The following is a 15,212-nucleotide window of genomic DNA, read 5'->3' on the forward strand; positions in this document are numbered from 1 at the left end:
CCTAATGGTATCTTGAATTCCTCCTAAAAAGGGCTGCAGATACGACTGCATGCCCTTTTATTTACGTTGCTTCTCTATATTGAATAAAATAATTAAAAACTAAAAATGTAATATTACATATTTTTTCTGTTCAGATTATGTTAGGATTTACTTCATAGTCGAATTATGGTTTCGTATCTAATTCAGCAATATGTGAACTGTTTACCTAAAGAAAAGACACCCAAAAGGTGTCTTTTCTTCTTTTAATCTAAAAAACATTTTTTTTTCAGTAAGATCCAATTATCCCTCTAACCTAAACCTCATAATTAAAGGCAATTTAATCATGGTACTCAAGAGTTTTCATCCATTTCAATATACCTATAGCTTAATTTAAAATCACATTTCCAGCACTATATTTGCTTTCCTACAGATTTTCTGTCTTGTTCTTAATTCTGTCAAAATCCTCATGTAGCTATACAAAGAATATATGCTACTATGATATTAAGAAACTATGCGTTCCCTTAACCCTGTATCCGGCCCTGTATTTATTACAGGGTCTTTGTTTATTTTATTTACTTTTATTGGCTTATAAAGGTTAATACACAACCAATTTCAATTAAAACCGTTTAAATGTTAGTTAGAATTTGAAATAATATATCTATTAACTTTTTTAACAAATGTAATCTAATATTAAATTTCTAAATCTATACTGTACTATACACCAGTTAACACTATATAAATAGTATCAACTATCTTAATTGAATATTAGTAATAGTAAGTATAAACATTATCAATTTACTACATCTTACATTTATGTAAAAATAAATACATGTTAAGCTTTTTCAAAATCTTTCCCCTAATAAAGATTTGAAGTAGCATTTCATGATTCTCCTTACTGTTAATATGCCTTAAAAAAGAACCCTATAGGGTTCTTTTTCTTCTCATTATAACCTCAGTAAGTCCATGCAAAAAGGACTGCTAATTATTTGCAGCCCTTTTACACGTTAATATACACTTGTATTACATGCTTAAAACTTTATTGTATTAGGTATTTATACCAACTAAACATGCCATTATCATTTAGATATATAACACTTCAAAGTTTAGAAGTATACAATAACAAATCTTTCCCAACTTCCAGCTACATAACTAGTAGCTGTTAATTCTCTACCACCATTTGCTGATATATATCTACCATTACTTAGTGCTTGTAATACATATATCCTATTGTCTCCACCATTATATAAGATAAACTTTTCCCATGCACCAATTGATGTACGATCTGCTACTACTCTACCATTTGGCTCAAACAAAACATACTTCCCATTACTTTTAGTTTTTAAAGCGTACGTATATAATTCCCCAGTCGGAATTAATTCGAATTTCTCCCATTCATTAACTGCATTACGATTTGCTATTATATTTCCCGAAGGCTCAGCCGAAACATATTGTAAATTTGCTGCCTGTATAGCAACTGTCCAACTTCCATTTTACTTTAAAGGTTTAAACAATTGTGACCACATTTGTTTAAACCTCCACAATTTTTTCTAAGCTATTCTCTAAAAATCTTATTTTTCGTTGTAAATAAACCTGATTGGTACTCTTTATGCAAAAGAAAAGATGGAACCTTTAATTCAACTCCACCTTTTTTCGAAATAAAAAGCATCTAATTCTATTTGAATTAGATGCTTATATTTAGTCCTTAAACCTAATATTCTAAACTATTTACGCGTTTGTAAATCTTTTTTTATTACATCCCAGAGTGAATTATCTTGACGCATCGGTTTACCCTCTTCATCCCATTTTATTTTTTCTGTTCCCAATTCATAATTCATCCCTGTCCATGTGTCTTCACGGAATGCATAGAATGATTTATGCCATCCTTTTTGGTTAAAGATAGAAATAAGATCTTGCATGTATTGGGTAGCACCTGGAACAGTACGGTTAATTCCAAACTCCTCTGCAATAATTCGATTAGATGGTACATGATTTTTCTTAGACCATTGTTGAATTGGCTTCAAAAACTTCTCTAATCCCTGTCTATTCCACATTACAGGTTTCTCTAAATCCCCTACTTTTACTAATCCTGGATATTGATATTCCTTGTTTTGTTTTTCACCTTGGCTCGTTAATTCATATGGTTCATACATATGAAATGCGTATAGTGTTTTTTTATCCTCTACTGGTTTTAAATATTTAAAGGCCCATGGAGTAGCATATAAACCTGAATCTAAAATAATCGGTGTTTCTTTGTCCACTTCACGAATGGAGTTAATCACCTTTTCATAAAATCTGTTTAAATCAGCTGTCGTTCCTTTTACTTTTGCATACCATTTCTCGTAATCTTCCGTCCAAAAATCATTATATCTATTATTTTTAGCTGTTTCTGGATGTGGTTCATTTATAATATTATAACCAACCACCGCGGGGTGATCTTTTAGTTCCAGAGCGAGGTCCTTCCAAAATTGACTTGCTTGTTCTTGATACTTCTCTTCTTCCCACATTCTGTCGTCATTCTTATTATTATTAAATTGGCGCCATCGATCACCGGGTAAGGATAACATTGTAAGAACGACTTTCATTCCTTGTGATTGTGCGGCATCTAAATCCGCCTTTAATTTTTCTAGATCTTCCTTTACTAATCCCCGATAGTTATCTGCATTACCTATCAGAAAATCCTTTCCAGAAGTATCTGGTTTATCCTCAAATAGAAAATCTTTATCTTTTGCCCATTTATCAGGTGCTAAACGTACATATTCAATATTAGCTTCTTTTGCACTTTTATAGTTTTCAGGTAATGACGTACTATTCATGAAATTAGTACCCTTTCTTTTCGAATCCCAAAAACTAATTTTTGAATCGCCCTTGTGGTATGTATCAGCTCTTACATTCATTTCCTGTACTCCAAAACTCATCATGCCTAATAACGCAACAATTGGCAAAACTTTTTTCACAACTTTTCCTTCTTTCTCTTTATATTTAACACACATAACATACCTTTGTTTTGTTACAGGAATATGGCAATTTTCCAAAAATACCTTTTAAATTTATACATTGGTAGTTCATTCATAAAAAAAGAAAGAGATAATTAGAACGTTGCTTCATTTTAAAAGAAACAAAAAAGGAATCCTTTACGGATTCCTTTTTGCAATGCACTCTTTTTCAAATGGTACATTTTGCACCTACTTTTAGTATAACTTATAATTCCTATAAAATAAATAAGATTAACTGAAATTTACTTCAAATTGTGATAAAAAACATAATTAAGAAACGCAGATAACTAAATATCATCCCTTTATTAAATAAAAAAGATTAAATAATTCCCCCTCCAAACTAGGACCCCTTTGCACTTTTTTACAAATATTGTTATAATTAGATAAACTAAAGCATTATCCCATTAACAAAGGGACTCCATAATTGGAGTCCTTTTGTTAATTAGCTATTAAAAATGATAGCATGTGATTATTGTATAATTTCTTCCTTTTTTAGATCTGCATATTCTTCTACGAAATCCCATAAACCTTGCTTTTCGAAGTAAGAAATACTTTTTTCACTTCTTCTAAGAGTTTAATTGCTTCATCTTCATTAAGAGAACGTAAAATATTGAAATGATATACATACTCTTCATTTCCTAATTCCATACAAACTGCTAATCCTTTTTCAATAAGTTCTTTTACAATATTTGTTTTTCTTAGCTTATAGTGTTCACGCGCTTGTAAGAACACTGCTTTAAAATGGGCAATATTCTTCTCTGTGACTTCTGATAAATGACGAATTGCTAATTTAGATAAATTTTGAGTTGCATATAATAGTCCTAGATTATGCCTTACTATTAAAATCAATTTTTCTTCATTATGTTTTTGCAAAAGGTCAATGGAACGATTGAAATGTTCTTCCGCTTTTTCAAATTGCTTTAAGAATATACGAGCTGTCCCTAATGCGGTTTCACAAGAAGCAACTTTCACCTCATATCCCATTAGCCCTAAATACAAGGAATATAGATACTTATTTTACTTTCAAAGGCTGAAACCTTGCTGCATAACTACTGAAAATAAAGTGAAAAGACGTTCAAATCCATATGGATAGATCGTCTTTTCACTTTATTTCATACATATACTGATTTTTCACTTATTCATTTTGTATTGTACTTAAAAAACCAATAAATTCATCTTCATTTACAGGTTTACTGTAGTAATAGCCCTGAATTAGATAACATGCATTACGTTGTAACACTGTTAATTGTTCCTTCGTTTCTACCCCTTCCGCTATCACTTTCATGTTTAAAGTATGAGCAAGTGAAATAATGGTTTGTATAATTTCATCTCCATCAGTAGAAGTTCCAATCCTATTAACAAATTCTCTTGGAATTTTCAAAGTATCAATTGGATAAAGAGGCAGATACGCTAATGAAGAATAACCTGTACCAAAATCGTCAATTGATAAATGTACACCATATGATTTTAATGCTTTTAACTTCGATAAGGTTTCCTTTTCATCTACCATTGCTATTCGCTCTGTTAATTCCAAATCAATCGAATTAGCAGGTACTCCTATCTCTTCTATGGTAGATATAATGGTTTGAACAAAATCTTTCTGTTCAAACTCTATAGCTGATAAATTTATCCCCATCTTTAGATTTGAAAAGCCCGCAGAATGCCATTCTTTCAGTTGTTGACACGCTTTCTGTAACGTCCACTTCCCAATTGAAATAATCTGCGCCGTTTCTTCTGCGATAGGTATAAACTCAAAAGGAGAAATCAGTCCAAGCTCTGGATGTTGCCAACGTATTAAAGCCTCTGCACCAATAACCTTACCTGCCTTACTATCAATTTGTGGTTGATACAATAAAAACAACTCATTATTTTCAATTGCATTTGGTAAATCCTGTTCTAATCGTAATCGACGAGTTACTTTTTGAGATAATGTCTCGTCATACATACAAACAGCATTGTTACCTTTTTCCTTTGCGCTATACATAGCGATATCAGCGTGTTGTAAAAGTGTAGTAGTATTTATTCCTCCAAATGGATACACTGCTATTCCTATACTAAGAGATAAGTAAAAACTATGCTGATTTACTACAAATGGTTCTTCAGTTATACGAAATAGAGTTTTACACAAATCCAATAGCTGTTGCTCTGTTTGGTTATGGACAATGATTGCAAACTCATCACCACCTATTCTTGCTAGAGGAATAGTCGGTGACAGACATGTCCTAAAACGTTTGGCAACTTCTTTTAAAACCTTGTCACCAATCGAATGACCCAATGTATCATTAATAGTCTTAAAGCGATTTAAATCAATATACAGGAGCCCAAACTTATCCTGTGTTTTTTGTGCACGCTTAATAGATCTATCTAATTCTTGTTGGAAGAATATACGATTTCCAATCTCCGTCACTGTATCATGGAATGCAAGGTAATTTATCTCTTCCTGTTGTTGTTTCATCCTTGTTATGTCTTTTACCATTACATAGCTCCCAAAGGTTTGTCCTTCTATCATAATAGGAACTATAGTGACATACCAAAAGAGTATATCCTTCTCATTGTTATTTTTCACACGTAACTGTAGTGAAGATGAACTACATCGTTTCCCTTTCTTTATAGCTGCTTCCAATTCAGATTTATCTTCATCTAAAAAAATAGAGAAGCACTCTTTCCCTATCAATACAGCACTTTCTTTTCCTAATAACATACTTCCAGCCTGGTTTATATTTAATACGATACCGTTTGAATCAATCGTTAAAATAGGATCCGGATGATACTCATATAATGACTTAAATCTCTCTTGATTTTTTACTAAATCATTAGATTTGTTTATTAAATCCCTTGTTCTTTGAGATATTGTTTGTTCTAATTGGTTATTAAACACTTTTAATGTTTCAGTTAAATCTTTGTTTTGCATTCGTACGATTGTATGACGAATCAGTACAAATACAAAAGCAATACAATTTCCCGTAATTAATGTAGCTGAAGAAGTTTGCTCTTTCAAAGTAAAGCCAATTAAGACTGCAACTGCAAGATAAGGGAATATACCAAGAAGTTTCTCTCCAAATGTCGGATTAATAATAAAATAATTTCTTTTAGAAGAAGTATTCTTTGGGATTGTAGCAGCAATAGCGATAAATAATAGGAAAACTCTATACAAACACCTTAAAAATATAACTGAACGCTCTGACAAATCACCTTGTAAGTAAAAATACAAATAGTCCGTAATAGCCAATCCAGTTAATACTAGGATAAAAATAAACAATTTACTTTTTGCATTGAAAATAGCAGGTCGAAAGATCAGTGTAACTCCAAGTAATAGAAGCAATAAATCTATAATCGGAAAAATAAATGAGAGAAACACATCTCCAATTGATAAGAATAAAATATTTGCAGATGGTTTATTAAATAGGTACCACTCTAATGTAAAAATAGCAGTAACAACAATGCATAAATCACAAAGTAAATACGCTTTCTCCCATTTGTTACATTCCATCATAATTTTATAAAAGAACGCAAAAAGAAAGAAGAATAAGAAAAACAGTAGAAATACATCAGAAATATTAAAATTTTGTATTGGTAATTCTACATTAAGTACTTGAAAAGCGGATATGAAATTTCCTATCAAAAAACACCCTATTGCAATAGTAATGCAAACCCAGAATACTCCTAACTTAATTTTTTGGGATAATATAGAATACAGTAATGAGATAAATACAGTAGTTTCAACGACTAAAGATGATAGTCGGATATTAAAATCTGATACGAAATAATGATTCGGAAAAACAAATAAAAATATAAAGCAAAAGCTTATATAAGTTATTAAAGCCAATATCAATACATAAAATTGCACATATACATGTTTACGCAATGGATTCACCTTCTTGATTTTTCTATACTTTTATTAAAAAATGGCTTGATGGTGGCACAAGTCCTACTAATTAAAATGTGTGCTACCTATTATCCATATTATGACCTTTTTAAAAGATTTCTTTCTACACACAACAATCTTATTAACTTTTTGTAGATGTTTACAATTATCAATACTGAGGATTCTAAAAAGGATAAGCTGAAAAATGTAATTTTTTAAGTATTTGAGCATCGTAAATTTGGCGGGTACAACTTATCTACTCTTTACATATGAGATAGAATCTACTCCTCTATTGGATTATAGTTGCTATCTGTCACACTTAAAAAGGAATGAAAATATACTATCATTAAAATAGAAATTCAAATTAGTTTACGAAACTAACTGTAACTATTATAGTTACACAAAAAGTTGATGTCAATTTCATATCCTCCCTTTTTAACGGACAAAAGACATGACCTATTGAACAAAAATGTGATGTTTATAAAAAGGGCGGTAAAGTTTTATCTCCTTACTCAAAGAATTATAAATGATTTAGAATTAGATGAAATTGAAGCTAATATTGCATCTCCCTAAAAAGAATGTTACTCTAAAAATAGAATTATGAAAGGAATGATGGATGAATAATGATTAACTAATTTATATTTTAAGTTGAATTTTATAACTTCAAACTACAAAATATAGGGTTAGTCTATCCATTTTTAAAATTCAGTTCATACTTTATTTGTCATGATTCAAATGATTAATAAGTACTTATTAAGTATAGACGAAAGACTAATCCTTCCGATTACAAATTGGGGGATTTTTTTATTCCCGTTTGTCTTAGTTGAAACTTACTAATTGTTAAATGTACTTCACAAATAAAGGAGCGAGAAAAATGAGTACTTCAGATACTATTGTTACACATGTAATGCTCTATATAAGTCGTTAATATCCATCAAACTTATATAGAGGAATTAAAAAATGGATGGATGTTCCGACTTTATATGAAACGTTTCGATATATAAAGGAGGAATTATTATGTCAATGATAAAGGTCCAAGACTTAACTTTTTCATACCCAGGTAGCTTTGATAATATTTTTGAAAGTGTAAACTTCCAAATAGATACGGATTGGAAGCTAGGATTTATTGGTAGAAACGGACGAGGTAAAACGACATTCTTTAATTTATTGTTAGGGAATTATGAGTATAGCGGGAAAATCCTTGCTTCAGTAGAATTCAATTACTTCCCCTACTCTGTTTCAGATAAGAACAAATTCACTCATGAAATCCTTGAAGAAATTTGTCCCCAAGCCGCAGATTGGGAACTTCTACGTGAGATATCCTATTTAAATGTTGATGCTGAGGTCATGTACAGACCATTTAAAACATTATCAAATGGGGAACAAACAAAAGTGTTGCTTGCTGCACTGTTTTTAAATGCGGGTCAATTTCTATTAATTGATGAGCCAACAAATCACTTAGATACAGATGCACGAAAGATAGTCTCCGATTATCTAAGGAAGAAAAAAGGATTTATTTTAATTTCACATGACAGAATCTTTTTAGATGGGTGCGTTGACCATATCCTATCTATTAATAGAGCAAATATTGAAGTTCAAAGTGGTAACTATTCTTCTTGGAAGTTAAATTTTGATAGACAGCAAGAACACGAGAAGGCTACAAATGAGCGTCTACAAAAAGACATAGGGCGATTAAAACAGTCTTCCAAACGTTCAGCAAGTTGGTCTAATGACGTAGAAGCTTCAAAAAATGGAACGAGGAATTCAGGTTCTAAGTTGGATAAGGGGTTTGTAGGACATAAAGCAGCCAAGATGATGAAAAGAGCAAAAAACCTTGAATCAAGGCAACAAAAAGCTATTGAGGAAAAATCAAAATTACTAAAAAATGTGGAAAAAACTGAGTCATTAAAATTGGAACAATTGCAATTTAAATCAAATGAATTGGTTACTTTAGTTGACGTGTCCGTTAAGTACAATGATCAAATTGTGAATGAGCCGATTAGCTTCATAGTTGAACAAGGTGACCGAATTGTACTTGATGGAACGAATGGGAGCGGAAAAAGTAGTATCCTAAAACTAATTCTAGGACATCCGATACAGCATACAGGCTTAGTTACTTTAGGTACAGGACTCATAATTTCCTATGTCCAACAAGATACTTCTCATTTGAAGGGATCACTATCAGGCTTTATTGAAGAGCACAAGATTGATGAAACCTTATTTAAGTCCATCCTAAGTAAGATGGACTTTGACCGAATTCAATTTGAAAAAGATATATCTCATTATTCTGGTGGACAAAAGAAAAAACTGCTTATCGCTAAAAGTTTATGTGAAAAAGCTCATATATATATATGGGATGAACCACTAAATTTTATAGATATCTATTCCCGCATGCAGATTGAAGAACTTATTCAACAATTTAATCCCACAATGGTTATTGTTGAGCATGATAAAATATTTCAACAAACAGTTGCAACGAAAACTATATCTATGTAGCTCAAAACGAATACTTGAAAATATAATCATTAACTTGAGTCTTTGAATTATAAAAACTTTAATGAATTGATAAAAAAAGCCTAATTTCTCTACAATACATTGAGAAATTAGGCTTTAAATAGTAATAATAGAATTCATAAACACTGAATAATTTACACATTAGGTTTATCTGTTAATGCAGTAACAATCCTGTCCACTAAGTTTTCTGGCATCCATTCATGATTTGTATCATTCGTTTCATTTGGTCCTAAAAAATCAATAAACTTTTTAAACTTTGGAAATAAAACAATAGAAGTGATCCAATGTATTGTATGATTTATGGAGAAGAAATGAAAAACTCCTTGCTTTTCACCCTCCTGTAATATTTCTTTTAACTGTTCAAAATTACCTATAAAATATGGTTGCTATTTTAAATGCCATTCACGCTTAAATATAGGAGTCTTCTTGGCTAAAATGATAAAAATAAGCACATCTTGTTATAAAAACAGATGTGCTTATTTTTTAATTTCTATGCATTTTTACGTTTTAAGAAAATCACTCCACCAACAATTAACAGTAATGCTCCTGCAGCCATAGAGATCCAACTTGTAAGATTAGTACCTGTTTGCGGTAACCATCCAATTTTAGATTGAATTTCTTTCTTAAGTTGTGGTTGTTCTTTTACTTGCTCGTTAGGTTGCTCTGGTGTTGTCGTATTTTTACCTGAATTTGGCTGTTCTGGTTTTGGTTGTTCCGATTTTCCCTCTTTAAATTTCACTGTTTGTCCCTTATCTTCAATTTCAGCGTGAATAGCTACTAATATATTATCTTGATACAGTTCTTCAAATACTACTACTTCTTTACCTTGTAATGCAGAAGCATTGAAAGTGAAGTCTAATGTGATAGAACCATTCTTCTCTTTAGCAGTAAACTTAGATTCTACTGTTACTTCTTTACCATCAACTAATAATGGCTTGTTTGTTGCTTTATCCACTAGTTTACCTTTTACTACGTACTCTTTACCCACGATTAAGTCTTTGTATTCCACTTTATCTTGGATTGTTACAGATTTAGAAGCATCTAACTCTTTAGAACCATCAGCTTTGTTTGTTGCTGTCGTTTTAATAAAAGGTTCTACAAATCGAACTGTTTGACCTACATCGTTAATGTCAGCATGAGTTGCAATTACTTGCCCTTCATGTAATAAGTCTTCGAACACAACTACTTCTCTTCCTTGCTGTTCAGCACCAACAAAAGTAAAGTCTAATGTTACAAAACCGTTCTTTTCTTTTGCAGTAAATTTAGTCTCAGCTGTTACTTCTTTACCATCAATTAGTAATGGTTTGTTAATAGCTTTGTTCATTAATTTTCCTTTTACAGTGTACTCTTTACCAACAACTAAGTTAGTGTACTCCACTTTATCCTGGATTGTGATAGAATCCTTTGAATGAATCTCTTTTCCACCATCAGCTTTGTTTGTTGCTGTCGTTTTTACTGATGGCTTAACGAACTTAACTGTTTGACCTTTATCATTGATATCAGCATGTGTCGTAACAACTTTTCCGTCTTTCAGTAACTCTTCGAATACTACTACTTCTTTTTCTTCTAAACCAGTTGCATCAAAAGTGAAATCTAGTGTAATAGAACCATTTGCTTCTTTTGGTGTAAACTTCGTTTCAACAGTTACTTCTTTACCATTTACAACTAATGGTTTATTAGTCTCTTTATTCATTAATTTACCTTTTAAATTGTACTCTTTACCTACTTGTAGGTCTTTGTATTCCACTTTATCTTGGATTGTTACAGACTTAGACGTGTGCATTTCTTTTGTACCATCTGTTTTATCAGTAGCTGTTGTTTTTATTGAAGGAATCTTTTCATCTTTGACAATGTGTTTAATGATTTGACCATTCTCTTTAATTTCAAAAGAGAACGTTTCTTCATTTAATACATAACCTTTTGGTGCAACAGTTTCTTTATATGTGTATTTTCCAAATGGTAACTTTTCAAATTTAGCGATTCCTTTATCGTCTGTTTTTCCTTTTACTACTTCTTTTCCTGCTTCGTTATAAATCGTAAATTCTGCATTTGGAAGCTTGTTATTTCCATCAGCTACATCTACCTTTGTAATTTCTAGATCACCTTTGATAAGATGATTAACTGCCAATAACTCAATAACCTTTCCATGTTCCTTTATTTCGAACATAATCGGTTCTTTAACAAGAACGTAACCATTTGGAGAAGCCTTTTCTACAAATGAATATTTACCATACGCTAAATCTTTGACGTTAATCTCACCATTTTTATCTGTCTTATATTCCCCAACTACTTTTCCACTTGCATCTTTTAGCTCGAATGCTGCACCTTCTAATTTTTTACTAATATCTTCATTATCTACTTTTAGTAATTTTACACTACCTTTCACTTCGGTATTTTCCACTGTAAAATTAAGTGTTTTATTGTGCTCTTTAATTTCAAAAGGATACTTTGTTTTATTTCCAATATATCCATTAGGTGTTTTTGTCTCTAAGAAATAATATTTACCATACGTAAGATCTTCAACGTTTGCAATTCCATTTTCTTTTGTTACTACTTTTTTCACTTCTTTTCCATCTTCAGTGAAGACTGTGAATTCAACATTTGGTAAAATCTTTCCTGAATCACTAAGCTTTTTAATTTCGATGTTACCTTTTACTTTGTTATTTACTATTTGGACAGCTCCTGTTTCCCCTGTCTTAACTTCAATAGTTTGTGGTTTATCATCTGAAACATAGCCTGTTGGTGCTTTAATTTCTTTTAATGTGTAAGTACCAATTGGTAAGTTGTTTAATTCTGCCATACCATCAGCACCAGTCGTGATTTTTCCGACTGATTCATTATTTGCATTAAAGACCTCAAATACTGCACCAGCTAAAACTTCTCCATTTTCTCCAACCTTTTTAATTTTTAAAGAACCAGCTGCTTCCCAATTTACTGCAAGATCACTACTAAGCTTTTCTTCATTTCTCTCTAATAGTACTGTAGCATTCTGAACAGTATCCGTACCACGATAAGCAATTGCTTGAACTTTAGTTAAATTAGCAGCAACACTTAAATTAAATTCACCCGTTTTTGTATTCTTAGGAATTTGGATACGAAATTTTTCTCCAACTGAAAGCTGATCTTTCACTTCTCCATTTTCACTAACAATTCTAACTCCATTAGGTGCATTTTTCGCTACTACCTTATAAGAACCACTCTTAGCATTTGTTTGTACTGAATATAGATTTGTTTCGAAGAATTCACCCTTTAATTCTGCTTTTTGCTTTTCAGCAGGAATCACATTCATAAAAACATCTTGAGTCTCTTCACTATTGTTAGCATTACTAATAATAGCCTTAGCTGCTTTTTCAACATTTTTATTCTCATGTTTTAATTCATTTACATCGAGTTGACCTAATGCATTCCAAACCGCAAGTTGCGTTGCATAATGCGCTTCATTTTTATTAGCTACTCCCAGCTGTTCAGCACTTTTTTGCGGGAAACCATTTAATAAGACTCTATATACTACATTATCTGTTTTCCCCATTTCAGGAAGATCTTCACCATTTGGTGATTTTAATCCAAGGGTTAAGCAATAAGCAATTTGACCACTTGAATTTTTAATCATTTCAGTGCGAATGTACTTACCTAGACTATTACTATAACTCCAGTCCATTGAATATTTCTCATGCGTCATAACCTCTGCACTAGCCCTAGGTAAAAATACATTAAGGAATAATGCCAGTACTGATAATAATGTAAAAACTCTTATAATGACTCTCTTACCCAATTTTGTAACCTCCCTAGAATAAATTAATCCGAGTATATATCGCAATATCTAAAACATTCACGATCGACCCAATTATCATTATAAAACAATAAATTACAAATATTAAATAATTTTAATAAAATAGTCAAAAAATTTACACATTTTATTATTTATCAAGTTTTTTAACGAATTTACTATATACAAATTCTAAAACACGCCTACAATTTAAAAGACAAATATGTATGTTAAATATATAAATAGCAATTCCTTTACTCCAGTTATTAAGCTTTCCCCTATTAAAAATAGCCTTTTCATTTTCTTGTTAACCTGAGTAATTTATACACCTCTTTTAATCTATTACACTCCTCCATTTAAATATAAAGGTGACTTCTCGTTCAAATAATAAAGCGAAACTTTAATCCGCCCGATTCCCACCTAACTTCTTTGCTTTCATTGAATTTTTGGGCGGGAGTCTTACTGCCCAAAAATAACGGGATATATTATGCAATATTGCATTTGATAATCTTTTTCATTGTAACTATAATGATTACAGGGTTACTATTAATCTAATATTCTACATGGAGGTTTTATTATGTTTAAAAAAATTATTGTATCTTCTATGGCGCTTACTATGTTCGGTGGAGCTGCAACTATGCTAGAGGCACCTACTGCTCAAGCAGCTTCTTATAACTCAACGTCATCCTCTTACTTTGATGTCACTCCTGAAGAGGCCGTGGCTTTCTATCAATCTCAAGACTATAAAAAATTAAAAGTATTTTTGGATGACTTTGAAGCTAGAAACCCTTATACTCCAGGTGGAGGCTACGCTCAAGGGAGTGTACGTATGCAAAAATTCAACGATGCTCTTAGAGATGCCAAATTAACAAATGTCTACCAAGAATTTATTAGAATCTCATACTACAATCATTATCCAGAACCAAAATAATAACAACGGATTAAATGTTTATTATTTCTATAACTTAGCCTAATTTTAAATGTATAACCTAAAAATAATTACTAAAAACCACTCATATAAGGGTGGTTTTTCTATTTCCCCATATAATTTAGCGGAATGTTACATCATCTTTATTTTAATATCTTTTATAGTAGACATTCTCTCGTTGACACAATCTAGTAGGTTAGCAATGGGGATATCAAAATATATTTATAATTATTTTCTGTTTAATAGCAAAAAACGAACACCCTCTCACAACTAGATAAGGTGCTCGTTTTCATTTTTATCGGTAATTCTCAATTCATTTTAGCTTCTTTCCAATAAGCAAAGATTAAATTAACTTAAAAACAAAGCGTTTTAAATTTAATTCATAGATCTTACTGAAACTTGGAATTGCCCCTTAGAACCATCATCATTTGAAACGTAAATTTTATATGTTCCATTCGGTAATGGAGATAAAGCATTCCGTACATTTGTAACATTAATTTGTTGTTCTCCAGGTTTTATATAACCACCAACAATTAGCTCTGTATTTGGACCTTTTACACTATATCCCATTGTATTTTGACCATTATTTTTCATAGAGAAGCTTAAGTCAGTACTCCCATCATATACGAAAGAAGTTACAGCCTCGCCACTATAATTCATTGTTTGGGTTAATAATAAGTCTGCAGAAACATGTTCAACTACATGAATTGGATCATTCGTTTTGTGTACTTCTTCAGCATAAGTATTATTCCCTAACACACCAAGTGTTAATGCTGAAACTACTCCACAACTAAGCACTAGTTTATTTAACTTCATTTTAAGTTCCCCCTTGATGTTTGTATTCTATTACCATCATACATCCTTTTTTAAGTGCGTTTTTATGTAATAATTCATATCTATAAACCTATATATTTTAACTTTTCGCCTTAATAGTTATTGAGAAAGCCACATAGATAAAGCTACAATATTACACTTCATAAAAAACATGTAAATTTTAAAGTCTTTTTCTAACAAAGTTTTATACGAGTAAGTACCAAAATACTCAAATAAATAGCATTTCTATTTCAGATAAAATGTACTAATAAAATTTTTCTAAAATTTCACTTTGTAATTTGATATATTCCATGTTAATATAACGAAGGCTACAAAACAGGAGTCACCACGCAT

Annotated in this window: 7 protein-coding genes and 2 pseudogenes; 2 read left to right on the forward strand and 7 right to left on the reverse strand. The window is 31.2% G+C overall.

Annotated elements, in window-relative coordinates; genetic code table 11:
• Nucleotides 1-1,082: 1,082 nt before the first annotated feature.
• The 4 genes and pseudogenes from QO049_RS17360 to QO049_RS17375 form a co-directional block, all read right to left on the reverse strand.
• A pseudogene (locus QO049_RS17360) lies at nucleotides 1,083-1,469 on the reverse strand (fascin domain-containing protein); the annotation flags it as partial.
• Between the two features lie 231 nt (nucleotides 1,470-1,700).
• Entirely contained in the window at nucleotides 1,701-2,969 is a 1,269-nt protein-coding gene (locus QO049_RS17365; protein ID WP_033667422.1) for a glycoside hydrolase family 5 protein, read from the reverse strand.
• Between the two features lie 513 nt (nucleotides 2,970-3,482).
• Nucleotides 3,483-3,956 (reverse strand): tetratricopeptide repeat protein, encoded by a 474-nt coding sequence (locus tag QO049_RS17370; protein ID WP_002026151.1) that lies wholly within the window; start codon nucleotides 3,954-3,956, stop codon nucleotides 3,483-3,485.
• 151 nt (nucleotides 3,957-4,107) lie between these two features.
• Nucleotides 4,108-6,837, reverse strand: coding sequence for a sensor domain-containing protein (locus QO049_RS17375; RefSeq protein ID WP_246960814.1), 2,730 nt, complete (start codon nucleotides 6,835-6,837; stop codon nucleotides 4,108-4,110).
• Between the two features lie 1,017 nt (nucleotides 6,838-7,854).
• Here QO049_RS17375 and QO049_RS17380 point away from each other — a divergent pair.
• Entirely contained in the window at nucleotides 7,855-9,333 is a 1,479-nt protein-coding gene (locus tag QO049_RS17380) for an Lsa family ABC-F type ribosomal protection protein (protein WP_000061799.1), read from the forward strand.
• A gap of 152 nt (nucleotides 9,334-9,485) precedes the next feature.
• Here QO049_RS17380 and QO049_RS17385 read toward each other — a convergent pair.
• Together QO049_RS17385 and QO049_RS17390 are read right to left on the reverse strand one after the other, a co-directional pair.
• Nucleotides 9,486-9,737 (reverse strand): annotated as a pseudogene (locus tag QO049_RS17385) (TetR/AcrR family transcriptional regulator); the annotation flags it as partial.
• Between the two features lie 104 nt (nucleotides 9,738-9,841).
• Nucleotides 9,842-13,123: a VaFE repeat-containing surface-anchored protein gene (locus QO049_RS17390; protein ID WP_284489362.1), complete on the reverse strand. Its 3,282-nt coding sequence runs from the start codon at nucleotides 13,121-13,123 to the stop codon at nucleotides 9,842-9,844.
• A 571-nt stretch (nucleotides 13,124-13,694) separates the two neighbouring features.
• Between QO049_RS17390 and QO049_RS17395 the strand changes: the two genes are divergently transcribed.
• Entirely contained in the window at nucleotides 13,695-14,048 is a 354-nt protein-coding gene (locus QO049_RS17395; RefSeq protein WP_000473483.1) for a hypothetical protein, read from the forward strand.
• Nucleotides 14,049-14,420: 372 nt separating this feature from the next.
• On the opposite strand, the gene QO049_RS17400 is transcribed toward QO049_RS17395, so the two are convergent.
• Nucleotides 14,421-14,861, reverse strand: a complete 441-nt coding sequence (locus QO049_RS17400) for a hypothetical protein (RefSeq protein ID WP_000773525.1) — start codon at nucleotides 14,859-14,861, stop codon at nucleotides 14,421-14,423.
• Nucleotides 14,862-15,212: the final 351 nt, after the last annotated feature.

This window comes from Bacillus sp. RB3 (genome assembly GCF_030164735.1).
Lineage (GTDB): Bacteria > Bacillota > Bacilli > Bacillales > Bacillaceae_G > Bacillus_A > Bacillus_A cereus.